The organism is Sinosporangium album, assembly GCF_900100605.1.
In the GTDB taxonomy this organism is placed as follows: Bacteria; Actinomycetota; Actinomycetes; order Streptosporangiales; family Streptosporangiaceae; genus Sinosporangium; species Sinosporangium album.
Map to the genome: position 1 here is coordinate 12091 of NZ_FNCN01000002.1, position 22036 is coordinate 34126.

The 22036-nt window shown below is 69.6% G+C and carries 19 protein-coding genes; 10 read left to right on the forward strand and 9 right to left on the reverse strand.

Annotated features, from left to right (window positions below):
• Positions 1 to 571, reverse strand: a 571-nt coding sequence (locus BLQ73_RS33050; RefSeq protein WP_218125581.1) for a hypothetical protein, incomplete at its 3' end; no start/stop codon positions are given.
• Positions 572 to 1016: 445 nt separating this feature from the next.
• Here BLQ73_RS33050 and BLQ73_RS33055 point away from each other — a divergent pair.
• From BLQ73_RS33055 to BLQ73_RS01810, 3 genes are all read left to right on the forward strand, one after another.
• Positions 1017 to 1325 (forward strand): hypothetical protein, encoded by a 309-nt coding sequence (locus BLQ73_RS33055; RefSeq protein WP_218125582.1) that lies wholly within the window; start codon positions 1017 to 1019, stop codon positions 1323 to 1325.
• A gap of 241 nt (positions 1326 to 1566) precedes the next feature.
• Positions 1567 to 2751 carry an extracellular solute-binding protein gene (locus BLQ73_RS01805; protein WP_143020078.1) on the forward strand — a complete coding sequence of 395 codons (1185 nt, stop codon included), beginning with the start codon at positions 1567 to 1569 and terminating at the stop codon, positions 2749 to 2751.
• A gap of 133 nt (positions 2752 to 2884) precedes the next feature.
• Complete coding sequence (locus BLQ73_RS01810; protein ID WP_093167580.1) at positions 2885 to 4108, forward strand: saccharopine dehydrogenase family protein; 1224 nt, start codon at positions 2885 to 2887, stop codon at positions 4106 to 4108.
• A gap of 375 nt (positions 4109 to 4483) precedes the next feature.
• Here BLQ73_RS01810 and gabT read toward each other — a convergent pair whose 3' ends face one another.
• Entirely contained in the window at positions 4484 to 5833 is a 1350-nt protein-coding gene (gabT, locus tag BLQ73_RS01820; RefSeq protein ID WP_093167582.1) for a 4-aminobutyrate--2-oxoglutarate transaminase, read from the reverse strand.
• A 121-nt stretch (positions 5834 to 5954) separates the two neighbouring features.
• Between gabT and BLQ73_RS01825 the strand changes: the two genes are divergently transcribed.
• On the forward strand, positions 5955 to 7397 hold the full coding sequence (locus BLQ73_RS01825) for a PucR family transcriptional regulator (RefSeq protein WP_338056584.1): 1443 nt from the start codon (positions 5955 to 5957) through the stop codon (positions 7395 to 7397).
• Here the strand turns inward: BLQ73_RS01825 and BLQ73_RS01830 are convergent.
• Positions 7366 to 8010: a TetR/AcrR family transcriptional regulator gene (locus BLQ73_RS01830; protein WP_093167586.1), complete on the reverse strand. Its 645-nt coding sequence runs from the start codon at positions 8008 to 8010 to the stop codon at positions 7366 to 7368. The two genes, BLQ73_RS01825 and BLQ73_RS01830, sit on opposite strands and share 32 nt — an antisense overlap.
• 234 nt (positions 8011 to 8244) lie before the next feature.
• On the opposite strand from BLQ73_RS01830, the gene BLQ73_RS01835 reads away from it, so the two are divergent.
• Positions 8245 to 9672, forward strand: a complete 1428-nt coding sequence (locus BLQ73_RS01835) for an aldehyde dehydrogenase family protein (RefSeq protein ID WP_093168107.1) — start codon at positions 8245 to 8247, stop codon at positions 9670 to 9672.
• 66 nt (positions 9673 to 9738) lie between these two features.
• On the opposite strand, the gene BLQ73_RS01840 is transcribed toward BLQ73_RS01835, so the two are convergent.
• On the reverse strand, positions 9739 to 10803 hold the full coding sequence (locus tag BLQ73_RS01840; protein WP_093167588.1) for a trypsin-like serine peptidase: 1065 nt from the start codon (positions 10801 to 10803) through the stop codon (positions 9739 to 9741).
• Between the two features lie 387 nt (positions 10804 to 11190).
• Between BLQ73_RS01840 and dxr the strand changes: the two genes are divergently transcribed.
• The 4 genes from dxr to BLQ73_RS01860 all read left to right on the forward strand — a co-directional run bounded on the left by dxr (position 11191) and on the right by BLQ73_RS01860 (position 16542).
• Positions 11191 to 12360, forward strand: a complete 1170-nt coding sequence (gene dxr / locus BLQ73_RS01845) for a 1-deoxy-D-xylulose-5-phosphate reductoisomerase (RefSeq protein WP_093167590.1) — start codon at positions 11191 to 11193, stop codon at positions 12358 to 12360.
• Between the two features lie 154 nt (positions 12361 to 12514).
• Positions 12515 to 13687: a flavodoxin-dependent (E)-4-hydroxy-3-methylbut-2-enyl-diphosphate synthase gene (gene ispG, locus BLQ73_RS01850; RefSeq protein ID WP_093167592.1), complete on the forward strand. Its 1173-nt coding sequence runs from the start codon at positions 12515 to 12517 to the stop codon at positions 13685 to 13687.
• Positions 13688 to 13926: 239 nt separating this feature from the next.
• Positions 13927 to 15603 (forward strand): alpha/beta hydrolase, encoded by a 1677-nt coding sequence (locus BLQ73_RS01855; RefSeq protein ID WP_093167594.1) that lies wholly within the window; start codon positions 13927 to 13929, stop codon positions 15601 to 15603.
• Positions 15604 to 15699: 96 nt separating this feature from the next.
• Positions 15700 to 16542, forward strand: a complete 843-nt coding sequence (locus BLQ73_RS01860) for a GNAT family N-acetyltransferase (RefSeq protein ID WP_093167597.1) — start codon at positions 15700 to 15702, stop codon at positions 16540 to 16542.
• Between the two features lie 2 nt (positions 16543 to 16544).
• Here BLQ73_RS01860 and BLQ73_RS01865 read toward each other — a convergent pair whose 3' ends face one another.
• From BLQ73_RS01865 to BLQ73_RS01875, 3 genes are read right to left on the reverse strand one after another with little or no spacing between them, the layout of a single operon-like run.
• Positions 16545 to 16925 carry a DUF3037 domain-containing protein gene (locus BLQ73_RS01865; protein WP_093167600.1) on the reverse strand — a complete coding sequence of 127 codons (381 nt, stop codon included), beginning with the start codon at positions 16923 to 16925 and terminating at the stop codon, positions 16545 to 16547.
• Positions 16922 to 17743, reverse strand: coding sequence for a HipA family kinase (locus tag BLQ73_RS01870; protein ID WP_245690711.1), 822 nt, complete (start codon positions 17741 to 17743; stop codon positions 16922 to 16924). Before BLQ73_RS01870 ends, BLQ73_RS01865 begins: the two co-directional genes overlap by 4 nt.
• Before the next feature lie 43 nt (positions 17744 to 17786).
• Complete coding sequence (locus BLQ73_RS01875; RefSeq protein WP_093167602.1) at positions 17787 to 20033, reverse strand: MMPL family transporter; 2247 nt, start codon at positions 20031 to 20033, stop codon at positions 17787 to 17789.
• Positions 20034 to 20146: 113 nt separating this feature from the next.
• Here BLQ73_RS01875 and BLQ73_RS01880 point away from each other — a divergent pair, with 113 nt between their 5' ends.
• Positions 20147 to 20722 carry a TetR/AcrR family transcriptional regulator gene (locus BLQ73_RS01880; protein WP_093168109.1) on the forward strand — a complete coding sequence of 192 codons (576 nt, stop codon included), beginning with the start codon at positions 20147 to 20149 and terminating at the stop codon, positions 20720 to 20722.
• 60 nt (positions 20723 to 20782) lie between these two features.
• Here the strand turns inward: BLQ73_RS01880 and BLQ73_RS01885 are convergent, their stop codons facing one another.
• Complete coding sequence (locus tag BLQ73_RS01885) at positions 20783 to 21211, reverse strand: barstar family protein (RefSeq protein WP_176955216.1); 429 nt, start codon at positions 21209 to 21211, stop codon at positions 20783 to 20785.
• Between the two features lie 108 nt (positions 21212 to 21319).
• The gene (locus BLQ73_RS01890) at positions 21320 to 21826 is read right to left on the reverse strand and encodes a ribonuclease domain-containing protein (protein WP_176955217.1); all 507 of its coding nucleotides are present in this window, start codon (positions 21824 to 21826) and stop codon (positions 21320 to 21322) included.
• Positions 21827 to 22036 lie beyond the last annotated feature (210 nt).

Sequence of the window (22036 nt, forward strand, 5' to 3'; positions counted from 1 at the left end):
GAAGGGTGACGCGGGTCTGCAGGGTGAGGTCGGTCCTCAGGGTCCGGTCGGCTCGGCGGGTGTCGCTGGTCCGCAGGGTCCGAAGGGCGAGACGGGTGCGCAGGGCCTGGCTGGTCCCGCAGGTCCTCAGGGTCCTGCCGGTCCGAAGGGTGACACGGGTCTGATGGGCGAGGTTGGTCCGCAGGGTCCGAAGGGCGAGACCGGTGCGCAGGGTCCGGTTGGGCCGATGGGTCCGGTTGGTCCGAAGGGTGAGCAGGGTGTGGCCGGTCTTATCGGCCTCACCGGTCCCGCAGGTCCGCAGGGTCCTGCCGGTCCGAAGGGTGGCACGGGTCTGCAGGGTGAGGTCGGTCCTCAGGGTCCGGCCGGCTCGGCGGGTGTCGCTGGTCCTCAGGGTCCGAAGGGCGAGGCCGGTCCTCAGGGTCCGGCCGGCTCGGCGGGTGCTGTCGGTCCGCAGGGTCCTGCTGGACCGAGGGGTGACACGGGTCTGACGGGCGAGGCTGGTCCTCAGGGTCCGAAGGGCGAGACCGGTTCGCAGGGTGTCGCCGGTCCGCAGGGTCCCGCAGGATCTCAAGGCCCCGCTGGCCCTATCGGTCCCAAGGGTGACCAGGGCACTCCAGGTCCGGTCGGTCCGAAGGGCGACACGGGTGAGCAAGGCGTTGCCGGTCCCGCCGGTCCGAAGGGTGACATGGGCGACACGGGCGAGCAGGGTATTCCCGGCCCGGACGGTCCGAAGGGTGACACGGGCGAGGCCGGACCTCAGGGTCCTGCTGGGCCGAAGGGCGACAAGGGCGACAAGGGCGACATCGGTCCTGTTGGTCCTCAGGGACCCCAGGGAGAGCCTGGTCCTGCCGGGCCTGCCGGCCCCACTGGACCCAAGGGAGACCGCGGTCTCGCCGGTCCTTCCGGGCCTAGCGGTATGCCCGGCACTGCTGGACCGGTCGGTCCTGTCGGGCCCGCAGGTCCTCAGGGAGCGATCGGTCTGACGGGTGAGGCTGGCCCGCAGGGTCCGAAGGGCGATGCTGGTCCGCAGGGTCCGGCTGGTGAGGCTGGAGCTGTCGGTCCGCAGGGTCCCGCTGGTGAGGCTGGTCCTAAGGGCGACGCTGGTGAGGCTGGTCCTAAGGGCGACGCTGGAGCTGTCGGTCCGAAGGGCGAGGCCGGACCTGCCGGAGCTGCTGGGCCCGCTGGTCCGAGGGGCGAGGCTGGGCCTGCCGGGCCGCAGGGTCCGGCTGGGGCTGAGGCGCAGTGCTGTGGGGCGGACACCTGCTCGGACGGGGCGGGTGACACGCCGCCATGTGCCGAGGAGGAGCCGTTGCCGCAGTGTGTGACCGAGGCTCCGGTGGCGGCTGAGGTTCCGCCGTGCGCGGTGAGGAAGATGTCCTAGCCGTGTAGGTGGGCGATCTCCTTGAGATAGGGGATGGGGTGCGGGTTCGTAAGGGCCCGCACCCCTTTGCTGTGTGTGGCGGGTGGGAGGGGCGGGGGCCGGTAGGCTCCCGGCTGTGCCGTACGGCGGATGGCCGCTTGGTGGCGTGGGTTCGCGGTGGCGGCTGGAGGAAGGGGAGGGTTGTGGTGGCGGGTGGCCGGCTTCGCCGTACGCGGATGGTGGCGGTTGTGGGTGCGGCAGGGGTGCTGCTGGCCGCGTGCGGGGTGGAGGGGGAGGCCCGGAACGCGACGTCGGTGAGGGTGACGCCGAAGCCGGGGGCGACTCCGACTCCGACGCCGCCGAGCCAGGGGACTCTACGCATTTTGACGTTCCGGAGTTATGCGGAGTGGGGTGGGGTCGACCCGAGGTTGAACTGGGTGTCGGCTTTTGAGCGGGAGTCGGGGTGCCGGATCGCGAAGTTGGATTCGGTGCAGACCGCGGAGGAGATGGCCGCCTATATGCGTGGGGGCACCTATGACGTGGTGTCCGCTCCGCCCGAGATGACGGGGAGCCTGGTCGCGGACGGCAAGGTGAAGGAGCTGGACACGTCGCAGGTCAAGGGGTACGGCGAGTTGTCGAAGCGGCTGCGCAAGTTGAAGCCGCTCGCGGACGGCGACAAGGTGTTCGGGGTGCCGTTCCTGTGGGGCACGTATGAGCCGGTGGGCACGGGCGGCAAGCCGAAGAGCTGGGGCGATCTTCTCCTGGGGGACAAGGTGGCGCTCAGGGACACCCCGTTGACCATCGCGCTGGCGGCGTTGGCGCTGAAGGACAGACTTGGGATCAAGGATCCTTTCCAGTTGAGTGAGCGGCAGCTTGACCGGGCGGTGGGGCTGCTGAAGGCGGGGAAGGCACGCCATGTGTATTGGAAGGACGCGGTCGACGCGGTGGAGGCGTTCGTGCCGGACGGTGGCCGCGGGGCCGTGACGGGGCAGGTGCTGCCTCACCAGCGCGGCGTGTTGGGCAAGGCCGGCACGCGGTTGCGTGTGGCGGGCGGGTTGCCGACGACGGGGTGGGTGGATTCCTGGATGATGTCGTCGCAGGCGTCGAGCCCCACGTGTGTGTATCGGTGGATTTCTCACATGACCTCGGCTGAGGTGCAGGGGCGGGCGGCGGCGTGGACGGGGTTGGCCCCGGCGAACACGCGGGCGTGTGAGGGGGAGGCCCGGCGGATGTGTGAGATCTATCCGGCGGGGGATGAGCGGCGGCTGCGCGACGTCTATTTCGCGGTTCCGCCGGCCAAGGAGTGCAAGGCCCAGGACGGCACGTGCACGGACTTCGAGGAGTGGAGCCGCGAGTGGCGCGATCTGGTGAGGCCGACGGCCGGCTCCTGAGGGGCGTGCGCTGCTCCGGGGTTCGCTTTCCTTGGTGATCGCTGATTTTGGCAACTGATTTCGTGCTGTGTGGTGCTGGTTGGCGCTGTCTTCACTATCGACTGGTTGACCAGTCAGTTGCTACGGTCGGTGCATGAGGATCCTTCTGGTAGGTGCCGGCGGGGTGGGCTCCGCCGTGGTGCCGATCGCGTGCCGCCGAGATTTCTTCGAACACATCGTGGTCGCCGACTGTAAACAGGGCCGGGCCGCCGCCGCGGTCGCCAAGGTCGCCGACCCTCGTTTCAGCGCCATCGCGCTCGACGCGGCGGACGAGGCCGCGGTCGTGGCCGCGCTGCGCGAGCACCGCTGTGACGTGCTCTTCAACGCGGTCGATCCGCGGTTCACCATGCCCTTGTTCAGGGCGGCGTTACGGGCCGGAGTCGACTACCTCGACATGGCGATGTCGCTGTCCAGGCCCCATCCGGCGAGGCCGTACGAGCTGACGGGGGTCAAACTCGGCGACGAGCAGTTCGAGCTGGAAGGCAGGTGGCGGGACCGGGGACGGCTGGCCCTGGTGGGGATGGGGGTGGAGCCGGGCCTGGCCGATGTGTTCGCGCGGTATGCGGCGGACCAGCTTTTCTCGGAGATCGACGAGATCGGTGTCCGCGACGGGTCGAACCTGGTCGTGGACGGTTATGACTTCGCTCCGACGTTCTCCATCTGGACGACCATCGAGGAGTGCCTGAACCCGCCCGTGATCTGGGAGGACGGATCCTGGCGCACGACAGAGCCGTTCAGCGGGCCCGAGGTGTTCGACTTTCCCGAGGGCATCGGGCCGGTCGAGTGCGTGAACGTCGAGCATGAGGAGGTGCTGCTGATCCCGCGCTTCCTGGATGTGAGGCGGGTGACGTTCAAGTACGGGCTGGGGGAGGAGTTCATCGGGGTGTTGAAGATCCTGCACAAGCTGGGGTTGGACAGCACCGACAAGGTGAGGGTCGGTGGTGTCGAGGTTTCGCCGCGCGACCTGGTCGCGGCGCGGCTGCCCGATCCGGCGGGACTGGGTGACCGGATGCGGGGCAAGACCTGCGCCGGCACGTGGGTGAAGGGCACGGGCAAGGACGGGCGTCCGCGTGAGGTCTACCTTTACCACGTGGTGGACAACGCGTGGACGATGGACGAGTACGGCTCGCAGGCCGTGGTGTGGCAGACCGCGGTGCATCCCGTGGTCGCGCTGGAGCTTGTGGCGGGTGGGGTCTGGGCGGGGACGGGGGTTTTCGGACCTGAGGCGTTCGACGCCGCGCCTTTCCTGGGCCTGCTCAAGCAGTACGGCTCGCCGTGGGGCGTGCGCGAGCAGACGCCGGAGCCGGTCCGGGCCTGACGGGCGGCGACAGTAGCGCGTCGGCGCAGTCGGGGCACGCGAACACGACGGCACTGTCGGGGAGCCGGCCGACGCGGACGCGGGGACGGGGCCATTTCTTATGGCAGACGACACAGGCGTCGCCGTCGCGCTGTGCCCAGCTGAGAGGCACAGGGTCGAAGGTCAACATGATCCGTGCCGTTTCGGTCGGATCAAAGTTCATCACGCTCCCTTTCGGTGATCGGCCTGCCTTGTACCGGAACCGTTATAACCCTGCGCCTTCTTGAGATCGTCTAGTGAGACGTCAAGACCGGGTTAAATCACGGCCACTCTGTGCGCGCCAAAACCACAAAAGGGGCACCCAGCCTCAAGCCGGGTGCCCCTTTTTGGGGTTAATCAGAGGGAGCCGATGGCCTTGTCCAGGATGTTGAGCCCTTCCTCAAGGAGGTGGTCCGGGATGACCAGCGGGGGCAGGAAACGCAGGACGTTGCCGTACGTGCCCGCGGTGAGCGCGAGGAGTCCCTCGGCGTGGCAGCGCTTGGCGACCTCGGCGGTGGCGGCGGGATCGGGCTCGGTGGTGCCGGGCCGTACCAGCTCGATGGCGATCATGGCGCCTCGTCCGCGGACGTCGCCGATGATGTCGTAGCGCTCCGCCATGTCGTGCAGGCGGGGGAGCATGATGTCGCCGATGTGGCGGGCGCGTTCGACGAGCCGGTCCTCCTCGATGGACTCCAGCACCGCCAGGGCGGCCTCGCAGGCCAGCGGGTTGCCGCCGTAGGTGCCGCCGAGCCCGCCGACGTGGACCTTGTCGAGCAGGTCCGCCCGGCCGGTGACGGCGGCGAGGGGGAGGCCGCCGGCGATGCCCTTGGCCGTACAGATGATGTCGGGCACGACGCCCTCGTCTTCACAGGCGAACAGGTCGCCCGTGCGCGCGAAGCCGGTCTGCACCTCGTCGGCGACGAAGACAATACCGTTCTCCCGGCAGAATTCGGCGATCCTCGGCAGGAAGCCCTTGGCCGGTTCGATGAACCCACCTTCGCCCGAGATGGGCTCGATGACGACGGCGGCGACGTTCTCGGCGCCGATCTGCTTGTTGATCGCGTCGATGGCCTGTGCGGCGGCCTCGGCGGCGCAGTTCTCCCGGCCGCCGGGCCAGCGGAAGGGATAGGCCAGCGGCACCCGGTAGACCTCGGGGGCGAAGGGCCCGAACCTGTGCTTGTACGGCATGTTCTTGGCCGTGAGTGTCATGGTGAGCAGGGTGCGGCCGTGGTAGCCGTGGTCGAACACGACGACGGCCTGGCGGCCGGTCGCGTGCCTGGCCACTTTGACCGCGTTCTCCACCGCTTCGGCGCCGGTGTTCACGAGGAAGGTCCGCTTCTCGTGGTCGCCCGGGGTCAGCCGGTTGAGCTGCTCGCAAACCGCGACATAGGACTCGTACGGCGTGACCATGAAGCACGTGTGTGTGAAGTCGGCCACCTGCTTCTGCACCCGCTCGACGACGCGGGGGGCCGCGTTGCCCACGTTGGTCACGGCGATGCCGGAACCGAAGTCGATGAGGGAGTTGCCGTCGGCGTCGACCAGCACGCCGCCGCCCGCCCGCGTCACGAAGACCGGCAGTGTCGTGCCGATGCCGGGCGGCACCGCGGACTGCTTGCGGGCCAACAGCTCCTTGGACTTGGGGCCGGGGATCTCGGTGACGAGTCGGCGCTCCTGCGGCAGTGACGGGCTGCCCTGCGGGTTACTCATGCTGCTGACATTACGTGCACCATCTCCACCTGCCGATATGTCGCTATGGCACAATAGGTCGGAGTTGGTTGGCCGGAATGTACAACTCGGGGGCTTGGGCATGGCGCCGACGCTGCACACTGTGGTGCGACGTTCCTCGCTCCGGCTGCGTGTGCTGGCCGGCGAGCGTGGGCTCGACCGGGAGGTCCGCTGGGTCGCGGTGAGTGAGCTTGAGGACCCGACCCCTTTCCTGGAAGGCGGCGAACTGGTCCTCACCACCGGCATGCGTATGGCCGAGGGGGACGCCACGCCGTACGTCGCGCGGCTCGTCGGGGGCGGGGCCGCCGGGCTCGGCTTCGGGGTCGGAATCGGGCACGACGACGTGCCGGGGGAGCTGGTGGAGGCCGCCGCACAGGCGGGCCTACCGCTGCTTGAGGTGCCGCGTGAGACGGCGTTCATCGCGATCGGCAAGGTGGTCAGCGAGCTGCTGGCCGCCGAGCAGTACGCCGAGATCAGCCGGGCGTTCGCCGCGCAGGGCAGGCTGACCCGCGCCGCGCTGAAGCCCGAAGGCACGTTCGCCGTCGTCGACAGGCTGGCCAGGGAGGTCGGCGGGTGGGCGGCGCTGCTCGACGAGAAGGGCCGGGTCGTCCACGCGACGCGCGGGGCGAGGACGGAGGCGCTCGCGCTGGAGTGGGAGCGGCTGGCGTCGCAGGGGGCACCGGCCAGCCTGTCCCTGGTGGCGCCAGGCGAACACGTGGTGGTGCATCCTCTCGGCGGGCCTCGCCGCCTCCGCGGCTACTTCGCGGTCGGAGGGGGGGACGCGTTCACGCCGATCGCGCACACTGTCGTCAACGCCGCGGCCTCGCTGCTCACCCTCGCGCTGGAGCAGGGCCGGCGGCATGTGGCGGCGGAGAGGCGGGTGCGCTCCGCCGTACTCTCGCTGCTGCTCGCCGGGCAGACGGAATCGGCGGTGGAGGTGCTGGCGGGGCTGGACGAGACGCTGCCCGCCGGGCAGATCACGGTCGTCGCCGCCGAGGGGGAGGCCGAGGTAATGCTGGATGCCGTTCCGCCGCCCGTGTTCGCCGCCGCGGCCGGCGAGGAGGTGGTGGTGCTCGCGGCCGAGGACGAGGCCGACGGGGTCGCCCGGGCGCTGGGTCGGCTCGGACCGACCGGCGTCGGGCAGCCGGTGTCGCCGGCGGCTCTGGTCACGGGGCTCGACCAGGCGAACCGCGCGCTCGCCGCCGCGCGCCGGGGCCCGGTCGCGGTCGTGCGCTTCGCCGATCTCGCGGGCCGGGGACTGCTGTCCCTGGTGGACGCCGAGAGCGCGGCCACGTTCGCCTCGGCGCTGCTCGCGCCGCTTTCCGGGTACGGCTCGCGCGCGGACCTCGTCGATTCGCTGCGCGCCTATCTCGCCGAGAACGGCCATTGGGACGCCGCGGCGCAGCGTCTCGGGGTGCACCGGCACACGCTGCGCTACCGCATGCGCCGGGTCGCCGAACTGCTCGGCCGAGACCTCGACGATCCGAGCACCCGGGCGGAGTTGTGGATCGCGCTCAGCGTGTGGCCCCGGGTCCCGGTTTCTTGACGCGGTAATTGTTGATGGTGGCCGTGGTGACGGCGGTGTAGACGTCACTGCCCCGCAGGTGTCCGGCACGTTCCAAGCTGATCGCGCCCTGCGCCGCGGCCCAGAGGGCGTCGGCGATCTTCCGCGGCTGGGTCGGAACGATGTATCCGGCGGAGATGCAGTCGGCGATCACCCGGTCGAGGATGTTGAGCGCGGCCCTGGCCAGGGTGCGTGCCCGTTCGCTGGGCTCGAATCCCGGAATGGCGCGTTCGAACATCAGGCTGTAGTAACCGGGTTCGTCCAGGCACGCCTCCCGGTAGGCGGGGCCGAGCGCGACCAGGTATTCCAGGGGGTCCTTGCGGACGGGGACGGCCTCCATGCGGCGTCGGAACCGCTCGAATCCGTCCAGGTAGAGCGCTTCGGCGAGTCCCTCCTTGCTGCCGAACATCGTGTAGATGACGGTGGTGGAGCAGCCGGCCTCGGTGGCGATGCGGCGCATGGACAGACTGTCGGGGCCTTGGGTGAGGAGTAGGTTGCCTGCCACTTCGAGTAAGCGGGTCCGAAGCTCGTCGTGGGATGCCCTTTCCCCCACGAGGTAGGCACCCTGCAGCCCGAGCGGGGCCGACGAGGTCATGGCTGGCTGTGCCCTTCTACTCCTGGGTCCCCCGCACTGGTGACCCGCCAATCGTGACTTAACCGTGCAGGAGATCGTTCAAACCGTCATACGTGCGGAAACATCAGGATATAGACCAAGTTCAGTTGTGGATTTTCTCAACAATAACTTTTATGCGTAACGGTGAGGTCACGCCCACCTGTTGTTCACTGTGGAGTAAGGCCGGTGCGGCCGGAGTGGCATAGCGTCGAGGACATGGACGTGCGCCCCTTCTGGCTCGCCGGGCGCCCCGCCACCGGGGACGGCGAGCTCACTGTGACCAACTCCCTCGACGGCCGCGCCGTCGGCGTCTACTCAGTGCCGACCCCGGCGCAGGTCGAGGAGGCCGTCGCCGCGGCTCATGCCGTACGGCAGGAGGCCGCGGCCCTTCCGATCCACGTGCGTGCGGAAGCTCTGTCCCACGTGGCCAGGCGGCTCGCCGAGCGCTCCGAGGAGATCGCGCGGCTGATCACCGGCGAGAACGGCAAGCCGATCCTGTGGGCCCGCGCCGAGGTGGGCCGGGGCGTCGCGACGTTCCGCTTCGCCGCCGAGGAGGCCCGCAGGTTCAGCGGCTCGACGCAGCGCCTCGACACCGAACCCGCCGCCACCGGCCGGCTCGCCTACGTGACCCGTGTCCCGCGCGGACCCGTGCTCGCGATCACCCCGTTCAACTTCCCGCTGAACCTCGTCGCCCACAAGGTCGCCCCCGCCCTCGCGGTGGGCGCGCCGGTCATCGTCAAGCCCGCGCCCGCCACCCCGCTGTCGTCGCTGGTCCTGGGGGAGATCCTGGCCGAGACCGAGCTGCCCGCGGGGATGTTCTCCGTACTGCCGGTGCCGAACGACCGCGCGGCGGGGCTGGTCGAAGACCCCCGCCTGCCGGTGGTGTCGTTCACCGGGTCGGGGCCCGTCGGGTTCGCGATTATGGACCGGGTGCCGCGCAAGCACGTCACGCTGGAGCTCGGCGGTAACGCCGCCGCCATCGTGCTCGCCGACGCCGACCTGGAGTGGGCGGCGTCGCGGGTCGCGCTGTTCTCGAACTACCAGGCGGGCCAGAGCTGCATCGCCGTACAGCGTGTGATCGTCGAGCGGTCGGTGCGGGAGGAGTTCGTCGAGCGGCTCCTCAAGGCGGTCGAGGGGCTCGTCACCGGCGACCCCGCCGATGAGGCGACTCAGGTCGGGCCGCTGGTCTCCGTCGCCGCCGCCGAGCGGGTCGAGGCGTGGATCGGCGAGGCCGTCGCCGCCGGAGGCCGCCTGCTCGCCGGCGGCACCCGCGACGGCGCGGTGGTCGCCCCCACCGTCCTCGCGGACGTGCCCGCGGACGCCCTCGTGGTGCGTGAGGAGGTCTTCGGACCCGTCATGGTCATCCAGGAGGTCGACGGGATGGACGAGGCGTTCGCCCTGGTCAACAACTCCGCGTACGGCCTGCAGGCCGGTGTGTTCACCCGCTCGCTGGACGTGGCCTTCCGGGCGAACCGGGAACTGGAGACAGGCGGCGTGATCATCGGTGACGTGCCCTCGTACCGTGCCGACCAGATGCCCTACGGCGGAGTCAAGGAATCGGGCGTGGGGCGCGAAGGCGTGCGTTCGGCCATGGAGGACATGACCTACGAGAAGGTCATGGTGCTCACCGGGCTCACCCTCTGACACACCGCTGCGTGGAGCCGGGGCCGGGGAGATGCGCGGCCCCGGAGGCGGGTGGGAGGACGGTCGTCAGGCGCGTTCGGCCGTGGTGAAGAGCTGCTTGGCCGACTCGCCGAAGTAAGGGCCGTACATCGTCTTCTGGTCGTCGCTGTATTTGAAGCTGCTCACCGACGTGATGGTGCCGCGCCCCGACTGGGCGTCGAACCCGCTGAGCCACGGGCCGCCGCTCGACCCCGCCGTCATGTCGCAGCGCAGGCCCTGGTCCCGAGTCTGGCGATGCGGGTCGGAGGCGAGCCTGCCGGCGCAGTAGACGAGGTTCTGCCCGTCGTACGGGCGGTCCGCCGGGTAGCCGAAGCCGTAGACCGCGCCGCCGCGGGCGCCGTTGAAGGCGATCTCCTGCGCTCCGACGACCTCCGTCACGTGTTTGCCGCCCGAGGTGTTGAGGGCGACCATGCCCACGTCGTAGCTGTCGTCGCCGTCGCGCGACCACGGGCCCGCCACGAACATGCGCCGCGCGGTGAACGTGCCGTGCGGCCTGCGCCCGGCTTGGTAGCCCGGCACGAACGTCCAGTTGTCGGCCCAGGCGCCCTTGCCGTCTTTGACGCAGTGGCCGGCGGTCACCACCACGTCCTTGTTGGCGCTGCGGACCGTGCTCGCCGAGCAGACGAAGTCGACACCGCCCAAGGTGAGGAAGACCCGGCCGGTGGTGCGTGTCACGGAGCCGCCGGCGGTCCACCGAGACCCGGCGGTGGAGGCGGCGGGAGCGCGCGACTGCGAGACGGGCACGGTGGCCGGAGCCGGAGCCGGAGCCGGAGCCGGCTCCGGGTCGGTCGCGGCGCCGGTGTGCCGGATCGCGGCGGGCCCCCGACCCGCCGCGGCGAGTCCGCGTACGGCGCGGCCCACGCCGCCGAGCAGTTCCGCGGGCAGGGCCTTGGCCATGCGTTCCGGGGTCCAGTAGCCGAGCACGCGGCGCTGTTCGGCGCCGTTGTCCACGGCGGTGTGCCCCACGATGTCGACGAGGGAGGCCGGATCGGTCCGCAGCGGCGGAACCGGGGCGGTCGTGCCGCTCAAGGGCGCGCCCATGAGCCCGATGACAAGCGGAACGGCCGCAAGCGGGGGGAGGCTTGAGGTCATGGGAACCGAGTGTGGACTACAACATGTGTTCTTGTGGCTACTTTCGGTAAATCGCTCGGTCCTGGACTGGACATTGTGGGGAATTCATTTCGGTACGGCATAAGCCGGGCACAAGCCGATTTATCGGCATGTGCGTGAGTGCTGATTCGGTGTTCTCCCGGAAGGTGCGGGCGGATTCGCGTGGGGCGATATTCGGTGAACTGTCCGGTTGGTCACCACATTGCCAGGCATTTGCAGATCGCTGCAGATCCCCGTGGATCCCCGTGGATCGCGGGGTGACTCCAGGTGAAATGTGGGTTGATTCATGGGAGTTCTATGGGGTTTGAGGGCACCCGAGGGGTACAGCGAGGGGGTAGGGGCGGGCAGAATAAGGGAGTGAAGTCAGACATGAGCCGTTCGGTGATCCTGCTCGGGTCCACCGGGTCCATCGGCACGCAGGCGCTTGACGTGATCGCGAGAAACCCCGGCCGGTTCACCGTCGCGGGACTCGCCGCGGGCGGATCGCGTGTCGAACCGCTGGCCCGGCAGGCGGCCGAGTTCGGTGCGGGTGCGGTCGCCGTGGCCGACGAGGGGGCCGTGCCCGCTCTCAGGGAGGCGTTGGCCGCCCACGGCTCGCGCGCGGAGGTGCTCGCGGGGCCGGAAGGGGTCGCCGAGCTGGCCGGCCGACCCTGCGAGGTGGTCCTCAACGGTGTGACGGGCGCCCTCGGACTGACCTCGACGCTGGCCGCGCTGGAGGCCGGACGGACGCTCGCCCTGGCGAACAAGGAGTCCCTCATCATCGGGGGGCCGCTGGTCAAGCGCCTGGTCCGGCCCGGCCGGCTGTTGCCGGTCGACTCCGAGCACTCGGCGCTGGCCCAGTGCCTGTGGGCGGGCGGGCCGGACGGCGAGCGGGCTCATGCCGTACGCCGCCTCGTGGTCACCGCGAGCGGTGGGCCCTTCCGGGGGAAGCGGCGGGAGGAGCTGTCGGCGGTGACGCCGCAGATGGCGCTCGCCCACCCGACGTGGTCGATGGGGCCGGTGGTCACCGTCAACTCCGCGACCCTCGTCAACAAGGGCCTGGAGATTATCGAGGCGCATCTCCTCTTCGACATCGGCTTCGACCGCATCGAGGTCATGGTGCACCCGCAGTCGGTGGTCCACTCGATGGTCGAGTTCGTGGACGGCTCCGTGATCGCCCAGGCGAGCCCGCCGAACATGTGCCTTCCGATCGCTCTCGCCCTGGGGTGGCCGGACCGGGTACCCGACGCGGCGCCCTCCATCGACTGGACCCGCTCTCACACGTGGACCTTCGAGCCGGTGGACGGCGAGGCGTTCCCCTCGATCGCGCTGGCCCGCCACGTCGGTTCGGAGGGGGGTACGGCTCCTGCCGTCTTCAACGCGGCCAACGAGGTGTGCGTGGACGCCTTCCTTCAGGGGCGGCTGCCGTTCCTCGGCATTGTGGACACCGTGGCCAAGGTGGTGGAGGAGCACGAGGTCTCTCCGGTGGGCTCGGTGGACGAAGTGCTCGCGGCCGACCAATGGGCACGTGCGAGGGCTCAGGAGATCACTGCAGGATAAACGTGATGTATGTGTGCGTTATGACTGACATGCCCGAGTTGGGCCCTGTACTGCCTAGACTTGTGGTGAGCGTTCATCATCCCCCGCTGCCGGACACCTCTGTCCGCGTGGATGTATGACTCTCAGTGTCGTCGAACAATTCTGAGGCTGAAATATGACACCTGTTGCGCTGGGCATCCCTTCCGTTCGGACCAAGCCGATCGCCGACCGCCGGGTTTCCCGGCAGATCATGGTGGGTTCGGTTCCGGTCGGCGGTGACGCACCGGTCTCCGTGCAGTCGATGACCACGACCGTTACCGCGGACATCAACTCCACCCTCCAGCAGATCGCCGAGCTGACCGCGGCCGGATGCCAGATCGTGCGCGTGGCCGTGCCCTCGCAGGACGACGCGGAGGCGCTTCCGGTCATCGCCAAGAAGTCTCAGATCCCCGTCATCGCCGACATCCACTTCCAGCCGAAGTACGTGTTCGCCGCCATCGAGGCGGGGTGCGCCGCCGTCCGGGTCAACCCCGGCAACATCAAGAAATTCGACGACAAGGTCGGCGAGATCGCCAAGGCCGCCGCCGCCAACGGCGTGCCCATCCGCATCGGCGTCAACGCCGGATCGCTCGACCCGCGCCTGCTCGCGAAGTACGGCAAGGCCACGCCGGAGGCGCTCGTCGAGTCGGCGCTGTGGGAGTGCTCGCTGTTCGAGGAGCACGGCTTCAGGGACATCAAGATCTCGGTCAAGCACAACGACCCGGTGGTGATGGTGCAGGCATACCGCCTGCTCGCGGCCCAGTGCGACTACCCCCTGCACCTCGGTGTGACCGAGGCCGGGCCCGCGTTCCAGGGCACCATCAAGTCCGCGGTCGCCTTCGGGGCGCTTCTGTCCGAAGGCATCGGCGACACGATCAGGGTGTCCCTCTCCGCCCCGCCGGTCGAGGAGATCAAGGTCGGCATCGGCATCCTCGAGTCGTTCAACCTGCGCGAGCGCGGTCTGGAGATCGTCTCCTGTCCGTCGTGCGGCCGGGCCCAGGTCGACGTCTACACGCTGGCCGAGCAGGTGCAGGCCGGTCTCACCGGGCTCAAGATCCCGCTCCGGGTCGCGGTCATGGGCTGTGTCGTCAACGGCCCCGGCGAGGCGCGCGAGGCCGACCTCGGCGTGGCCTCGGGCAACGGGAAGGGCCAGATCTTCGTCAAGGGCGAGGTCATCAAGACGGTGCCCGAGTCCCAGATCGTCGAGACCCTCATCGAGGAGGCGCTGCGTCTCGCGGAGGCCATGGGCGTCGAGATCGACCTCGACGACCTCGACGAGAGCCCGGGTCCCGAGGTCACCGTCCACTAAGTCCACCACTGACGGGATTCCCGGGATAAAACACTGATCAGGTAGCTATACGGCACTCGTACGGCTCCGCCCGCGAGGTCGACTTGTGGGACTCTCAGGACGAGCACAGAACGAGCACTGTGATTACAATGCGCTATCAACCCATTACATGGTGACAGCTAAACTTGCATACTCCGCGTAGTCGATCGATCGCCTGAGGGAACATCGCCTCTGTCGTCTGAGCAGAGGAGAGTTCGCCGGTGAAACGGGTATTCGGACTGGTCACGGGTGCGGCGGTGCTGACCGTGGGCGTGGGGGTGAGCGGCGCTCCGGCCCGGGCCGGAGCGCTCTTCGAAGGACGGGTCGGCAGCGCCACGCCGGCCGACCGGTCCGCCGGCCTTTCATGGGGACCGTGCGCCGCCGAGCCCGGAGCCGCCTCGGCTCCCGCCGGCGGCGTCGAATGCGCCACCCTGCCGGTCCCGCTCGATCACCGCAACCCCGACGGCAGACGCATCTCCCTCGCCCTCACCCGCGTCAAGAGCGCCACTCCGGCCGTCTCCACCTCGGGCCGGGCACGGCCGCGCGGCGGCCACCTCGGCGTCCTGCTCGTCAACCCCGGCGGCCCCGGCGCGTCCGGGCGCGATCTCGCCCGCTTCGTCGCCACCGCGCTCCCCGAGGACCTCGCCGCCCGCTACGACGTGATCGGGTTCGACCCGCGCGGGGTGGGCAAGAGCGAACCCGCCTTGAGCTGCGCCGACGCCGATCGCCACTACACGCCTCCCGCTCTCGACAACGTGCCTCAAAGCCCCGCCGAGGAGGCGGTGCTGGTCGAGCGGGCCAAGAGCTACGCCCGCGGGTGCGCGTCCCGCTTCTCCTGGATGCTGCCCCACATGACCACCGAGAACGTCGCTCGCGACCTCGACCTCATGCGCCGGGCGCTGGGCAAGCAGCAGATCAGCTACCTGGGCTACTCCTACGGCTCCTACCTCGGGGCGGTCTACGCGACCCTCTACCCCGGGAGCGTCAAACGGCTCGTCCTCGACAGCATCGTCGACCCCCACCGGGTGTGGTACGCGGCCAACCTCGCGCAGAACCACGCCTTCGAACGCCGCCACCGCGACTTCCTCGCCTGGGTGGCGAGCCACGACGGCGTGTACGGCCTGGGCCGTACCGAGCAGGTCGTCCGCGCCGCCTGGTACTCCATGCGCGACCGGCTCCGCGTCGCGCCCGTCGACGGGGTCGTCGGCCCAAGCGAACTCGACGACATCTTCACCGTGGCCGGTTACAGCGACACGGTGTGGCCGCACTTCGCCGAGGCGTTCTCCGCCTACATGCGCAAGGGCGAGGGGCGCCGCCTCCTGCAGATGCACCGGCGCCACGGCAAGAAGGACGCCGCCGACGAGAACGGCTACGCCGTCTACCTCGGGGTGCAGTGCCGCGACGCCTCCTGGCCGCGCGACTGGGGCACATGGCGGGCGGACATGACCGCCTCCCACCAGGTCTCGCCCTTCCTGACCTGGCCTAACGCCTGGTACAACGCGCCGTGCGCCTTCTGGCCCGTGTCCGGCGGCACGCCCGTCACGATCCGCGCCGCAGAGAACCTCCCGCCCATCCTCTTGATCCAGTCCCGGCGCGACGCCGCCACGCCGTACCCCGGCGCGCTCCGGATGCGCACGCTGTTCCCCACGGCCAGGCTCCTCGCCGTCTCGGGCGGGAGCCACGGAGTGGCCCTCGCCGGCAACCGCTGCGTCGACCGGCACGTCGCCGACTACCTGCGCGACGGCACCCTGCCGGCGACCACCGCCAAGCGAGGTACGGCGGAGGCCGACGTGGCCTGCGCCGGGCTCACCCCGCCCCGCCCGGCGGCCCGCATGGCCGGAGGCGGTGACCAGCAGCGGCACCTGGAGTTGATCGACGTTCTCCAGGGCCGCACCTGACCACAGCCGGGGCTCATGCCTCGGACATGTGGTGACACTACGGGTTCTACGGTGGTTCCTAGTAAATTCGGAGCCGTGGCGTAGGCTGGGCCCGTGATGCTGCGCACATCGGCGTCGCGCGTGCTCGACGACAGCGATCGCGAGGAAGTGTTGGCACTTCTCGACGCTGATCCCGTCGCCAACGTCTTCGTCGCATCCAGGGTTCGGGCCGTCGGTCTCAACCCCGGACGGCTCGGCGGACAGATGTGGGGCTATGGTCCGCGCGGTGCCCTCACCTCCCTGTGCTACGCGGGTGCCAACCTGGTCCCGGTCAACGCCGGTCCGGAGGCCGCGACCGCCTTCGCCGACCGCGCCCGACGGCAGGGCCGCCGATGTTCGTCCATCGTCGGCCCCGCCGACGCGGTGGAACGCATGTGGGAACGGCTTGAGCCGTACTGGGGGGCCGCCCGCGCGGTCCGCTGGTCGCAACCGGTCATGGCCATCGGCGACAAGCCGCGCGTCCCCGCCGATCCGCTGGTGCGGCGGGTGAGGCCCGAGGAGTTCTCCACCCTCCTGCCCGCCTGCGTCGCGATGTTCACCGAGGAGGTCGGCATCTCGCCCGACACCGGCGACGGCGGCGCTCTCTACCGCACCCGCGTCGCCGAGCTCATCCGCATCGGACGCTCCTACGCCCGCATCGAGGACGGCACCGTCGTCTTCAAGGCCGAGATCGGCGCTGTGACCCCCCAGGCATGCCAGATCCAGGGCGTCTGGGTGAATCCGGAGCTGCGCGGCCAGGGGCACGCCGTGGCCGGCATGGCGGCCATTGTCGAACACGCCCTCGCGTGCTTCGCGCCGCTCGTCACGCTGTACGTCAACGACTTCAACGCCGCCGCCCGCGCCGTCTACCGCAAGGTGGGGTTCACCGAGGTGGACACGTTCATGTCTGTGCTGTTCTGACGTCAGACGGGACTGACCAGGACCGAGAACAGGCGTTTGAGCTCGGCGGCGGGGTCGGTGGTGAGCCCCGCATGGACGGGACCGGTCTGGACGATGGTGCTGCGCGGGGCGGTGAGCCAGCGGAAGCGGCTGCCCGGCGACTGGCCGGCGACGGCTCCGTCCCGGCCGGCGCAGGCGAGCTCGTAGGCGGTGAGCGCGTGCCGCACCGCGGTCAGGTCGGCGTGGGGGTCGAGGGCGTGGAGCCGGACGCCGTCGAGCTCGACCTTGGCGCACAGGTAGTCGCGCGGCTGGCAGTAGACGATCACGCCGGCGTTGATCAGCTCGCCGCGTTCGACCCGGGGGACGACGCGGATCACGGCGTATTCGTAGACGACTCGGGTCAACGACCTTCCTTCCAGAACGCGCCGACGGAGCCGATGCCGCCGCCTGCGCCGCCGTCGCTGCTCGACGCACCCGGGATGGGGAGCCAGGTGCGCGGTCCGCGCACCCTGGCGAGGAGATGATCGACGTAAGCTTGGCGCAGATCCTCCGGCCCGTCGAATCCGGGGACATCGGTCAGCCATGCCGACGGCACCCGGGCGACCGCGCTCTCCAGCATGTCACGGGTGATCGCCGCCGACAGCGCGGCGTCGGCCTCGGCGAGGCGCGACGCCCAGGGGGCGAGCACGTGGTCGCCGCCGCCGCGGAACGGGCGCAGCGGGTCGGCCGTCCGCCAGTTGTAGTGGAACCACAGGGCCGCGCCGTGGTCGATCAGCCAGGTGTCGCCGTGCCACGTCAGAAGGTTGGGGTTGCGCCAACTGCGGTCGACGTTGTGGATGAGGGCGTCGAACCAGAACACGCGCGAGGCGAAGTCCCGGTCGGGCCTCCAGGTGGTCGGCTCGAAGCCGAGCGCGCCCGGCAGGAAGTCGACGGCCAGGTTGTCGCCCGAGCTGGCCCGCAGGAGGTCTTGGATCTCCTCGTCGGGCTCGCGATCGGCGAACTGCGGGTCGACCTCGATGACCTTGAGGTCCGGGGTGCGGAATCCGAGGGCCCGGGCGAGCTCGGCACAGATGATCTCCGCGACGAGGACGGGGCGGCCCTGCCCGGCGCCCCGAAACTTCACGACATAGGTGCCGAGGTCATCGGCCTCCATCACCCCGGGCAGCGACCCGCCCTCCCGGAGGGGTGTGACATATCTGGTCGCCGTGATCTGATCCAACACGAGGTGAAGGCTATCTCCCTTCGAGGACGGGCCGCGTTCCGTCTCACGTACGGCCGACCGCCTCCGGCTTCGCGCCGACCTCGGGCACCTCCGGCACGTCGTCGTCGTGCTCGGCGATGGACATCGGCGGCAGCAACCGGTCCAACCACTTCGGGCACCACCAGTTCCAGCGCCCGAGCAGCACCATCGTGGCCGGCACCAGGAAGCCCCGGATGATCGTGGCGTCCACTGCGATGGCCACCGCGAGGCCCACGCCGAACACCTTCACCAGCGGATCCGGATAGGCGATGAACGCGACGAACACCGCGACCATAATGAGCGCCGCCGAGGTGATGACGCGCCCGGTCGAGCCGAGGCCCTCGGCGACGGCCTGACGGTTGTCACCCGTGCGGAGATACGCCTGCCGTACGGCTGTCAGCAGGAACACCTCGTAGTCCATCGACAGCCCGAACAGCACCGCGAACAGCATCAGCGGCACATAGCTATCGATAGGCACCGAGAAGAAGTACATATTGATGAAGCCCGTGCTGGCGTCGGCCGGCGCGTCCATGCCGACCAGGCCGCTGCCCAGGCCGAAGGAGAACACCATGGCCAGGGCCCCGAACGCGGCGCCCAGGGAGACGAGGTTCATCAGCGCCGCCTTGATGGCGACGAGCGGCGCTCGGAAGGCCAGCAGCAGGAGCATCGCACTGAGCATCACCACGACCGCGATCACCAGCGGGGTGCGTTCCGAGATCCGCTGCGTGGCGTCCGCCATACCCGCGACCTCACCGCCCACGTGCACGCTCGCCCCCGGCACGTCGATGGCGCGTACGGCGCGCACGACGTCCAGCGCCTTCGGATCGCTCGGCGCGTAGTCCGTCACGGCCTGAATCATCACCGATCGGCCGTTCTCGTTGAGCAGGGGCTCGGCCACGTGGGCGACGCCCTCGGTGTGCTCGACCCGCTGGGCCAGCACCTGCACGATCGGGGCGGCGGGGTCGGTGTTCTCCACCTTCTGGTTCAGTTCGGCCACCACGACCAGCGGGCCGTTGATCCCGGGCCCGAAACCCACCTCAAGCAGCTCGTAAGAGCGCCGCGCGGGCGAGTCGCGATCGCCGTACCCGTCGTCGAGAGCCCCGAGCTTCAGTCCGAGCGCCGGCGCGGACAGAGCGGCCAGCACCGCCACGCTGCCCGCGAGCACGGCCCACGGCCGCTTCGTGACCCACAGCCCGAGCGCCGCCCAGCCCGAGGCCGGGCCGTGGGCGGGGCGCGCGCGGCGGCCGATGAACGGCAGGCGCAGCGCGTTGACCCGGTGCCCCAGCAGGCCGAGCAGGGCGGGAACCAGGGTGATCGACGTCAGCACCGCGCACACGACCGAGATGCCGGTGATCCAGCCGAGTGTGCGCATCAGCGGGAACCCGGCGAGGAGCAGCGCACTCAGCGCGATGATGACCGTGCCGCCGGCGAACACCACCGCACCACCCGACCCCGCCACCGTCGTGCGCACCGCCTGGTCCACCGGCACGCCGGCGGCGAGCAGGCGCCGGTGGCGCGACAGCAGGAACAGCGCGTAGTCGATCCCCACGCCCAGGCCGATCATCGTGGCCATGATCGGCGCCTGCTTCGGCACGTCGAGCGCGTGGCCCAGCAGACCGATCACGCCGAGGCCCACACCGATGCTGATCAGCGCGGCGAAGATGGGGATGAGCGCCGCCACGAGTGTGCCGAACGCCAGCAGCAGCACCAGCAGCGCGCAGATCACGCCGATGATCTCGCTGGGGCCGGTTTTGATCTCCTTGTCGGCGGGTGTCGAGGCGTCGGCGGGCACGACCTCGATGCCCACCGCGCGGGCGGCCTCGGCCGCGTCCGACAGCTTCTTGGTGTTGTCGACAAGCTTGGAGGGGTCGTGCCCCTCCATCCGGACCATGATCACCCCGATCCGGAGGTTCGCCGCGATGCCCCCCATCCGGAACGGGGTCTGTGCCTCCACCACGTGCGGTACGGCGCGGAGCGCGGTCAGCGTCCTCTCGATGGCCGCCTTGTCGGGCTCGTCGGTCAGCGGGCCGTCCTTGTCGTACAGCACGAGCTGCACGGTGCCGCCGGGGTCGAAGCCCGGGCCGAACCCGTCGCGCATCAGCTCGTGGGCCCGCTGCGCGTCGGTGCCCGGGATGCTCACATCGTTGCTCGTCGGGCGGCCGAAGACCACGGTGCCGGCCGTCAGCGCGACGGCGGCTACGATCCACAGCGCCAGCACGATGAGGCCGTGCCTCGCGCACCATCCGCCCAGCCTGCCGAGCAAGGAAGCCATGCTGTGACCCCACAGTCGAGATGAGAACGCCCGTTCTGTACGGCCGTACAGAACGAGGATCGCAGAATAGGCGCGATGAATCAGGAAATCTCCCCCATATCTGGAATGAGATGATGGCCACACTTGACCAGGGCAACGACACCCGCAGCCGGATCCTCGCCGCGGCGCGGGCCCTTTTCGCCGAGCGGGGCTACGCGGGCACGTCGCTGGCCGACATCGGTGCCGCCGTCGGCCTCACCAAGACCGCGGTCGCCTACCACTTCCACCCCAAGGACCGCCTCGCCGCCGAGATCATCGCCCCGGCGGCTGAGGACATGCTCGTCCTCCTCGGCACCGACTTCGCCGGTGACCGCGCGGCCTATCTCGACGCGTTCATCACCTTCGTCGTACGGCACCGCGCCGTCATACGCCTGATCATCGACGACCTCGTCGACGACCTCCTCGGTGACCTCGGTGGCGCCGACGAGGTCCTCCCCGGCACCCTCGGCGAGGCCATCCGCACCTTCCGCGATGAGATCTTCAACCGGCTCCTGGGCCCCGACCCGACCCCCGCCGACCGCGCGTTGGCCTGGACCGTCCTCGGCGGTGTGCAGACGGCCATCGTCAAGACCATGGACATGCCCGAGGAAGAGGTGCGCGACATCCTGCGCGTGGCCGCGGCGGCCGTGATGGAGAGCCGGCCGCGCTGACCTGTGCCGGCCTGTGCCGAACTGTGCTGCCCTGTACTGCCCTGTTTCCGGGTGGGCGGCTCAGCCGCCGGGCAGACGCCGCCGCAACTTGGCCAGGTGGGCGGGGGTGTCCGAGAACTCCACAGTGATGTCGGCCCGTCCACTCGGATCGGGGCTCGACCGCATGTCCTCGACGGTGTCCCGCAGCACCTCGACGAGAACCGCGAGGTCGGCGTCCTCACCATCGGCGAGGAGGTCGCCCGCGTTTTCGACGGTGAGGACGAGACCGGTGCCGCCGGCGGTATCGGCCAGCGTGAAGTCGGCGAGGCAGTCGGCGAAGGCATCCCAGTTCCTGCTGAAGTAACCGGGAAAGGACAGCCGTGCGGCCCAGTGCTCGAAAAGGGACCGCTTCGTGCGGCAGCGCGCGCCGTCCAGCCAGTGGTGGCCGACGTCGCTCGTGGCGGGACCGGTGCCCGCCACGAGCCAGATCTCGCAGGCTTGCTCGCCCATGCTCTCCCCGTGCCGCATCGCCGGTGGACGATTCCGCCGTCTCATGGATGGCATCGTCATGCGCGTGATGCCATCCCGTGGGCGATGTCGTTTCGTGGGTGATGTCGTCTAGTGGATGACGTGGAAGGAATTGTAGTGGTCGGTTGTATACCACGTTGGATATTTACCGTTGTGTTGCCTTTTAAGGTTGACGACGATGCGACGCGTACCGCGGGGCTCCTCCGGGCTGCGCCGGGTGTACATGTCGTATTCGAAGTAGTCGCCGCCGCGAGGAAGGCGGCGCTCGAAGTTTCGAAATTTGCCGCCGTGATGCCAGTAGCGGACTGATCCGTGGTCGTAGTACCTTTTCACGCCCCGGTTCCTGGGAAAGTTGAAATACGCCGCCCGTAGATAGGCGATCCGGGCGTCACCGGTCACCCCGCGGATGGCGAAGAGTGACGGCGGCGGCGTGTCGAGCACTGTCGGCGCCACGGTGGCGGAGGTGGCGGGCGGTGTCGGTGGAGGCGTCGCCGCAGATCCGATGGGATGTCCGGCGGGATACGGTCCACCGGCGGCGCACGATCCGGCGAGCGCGGCTAGGGCGGCGGCGAGCTTGAGTTTGAAAGACAATTTCACCCTCCCCATGGGAGCTGGATGATTTTTAGACCCGCCCGGAAAAGCCGACGTGACGCCGGTTCCGGGCATGATCGGAACTGCTCTTGATGGTGCTGGATCGTCGCCCTTCAAGCCAGCGTGCCATGCCGTTCTGCTGTGGATAGTGGGACGCGGAGGGGTTTTTATTGGGTTTGACGACGTGGTGAGGTAGGTAGCCGATCACGCATTTCC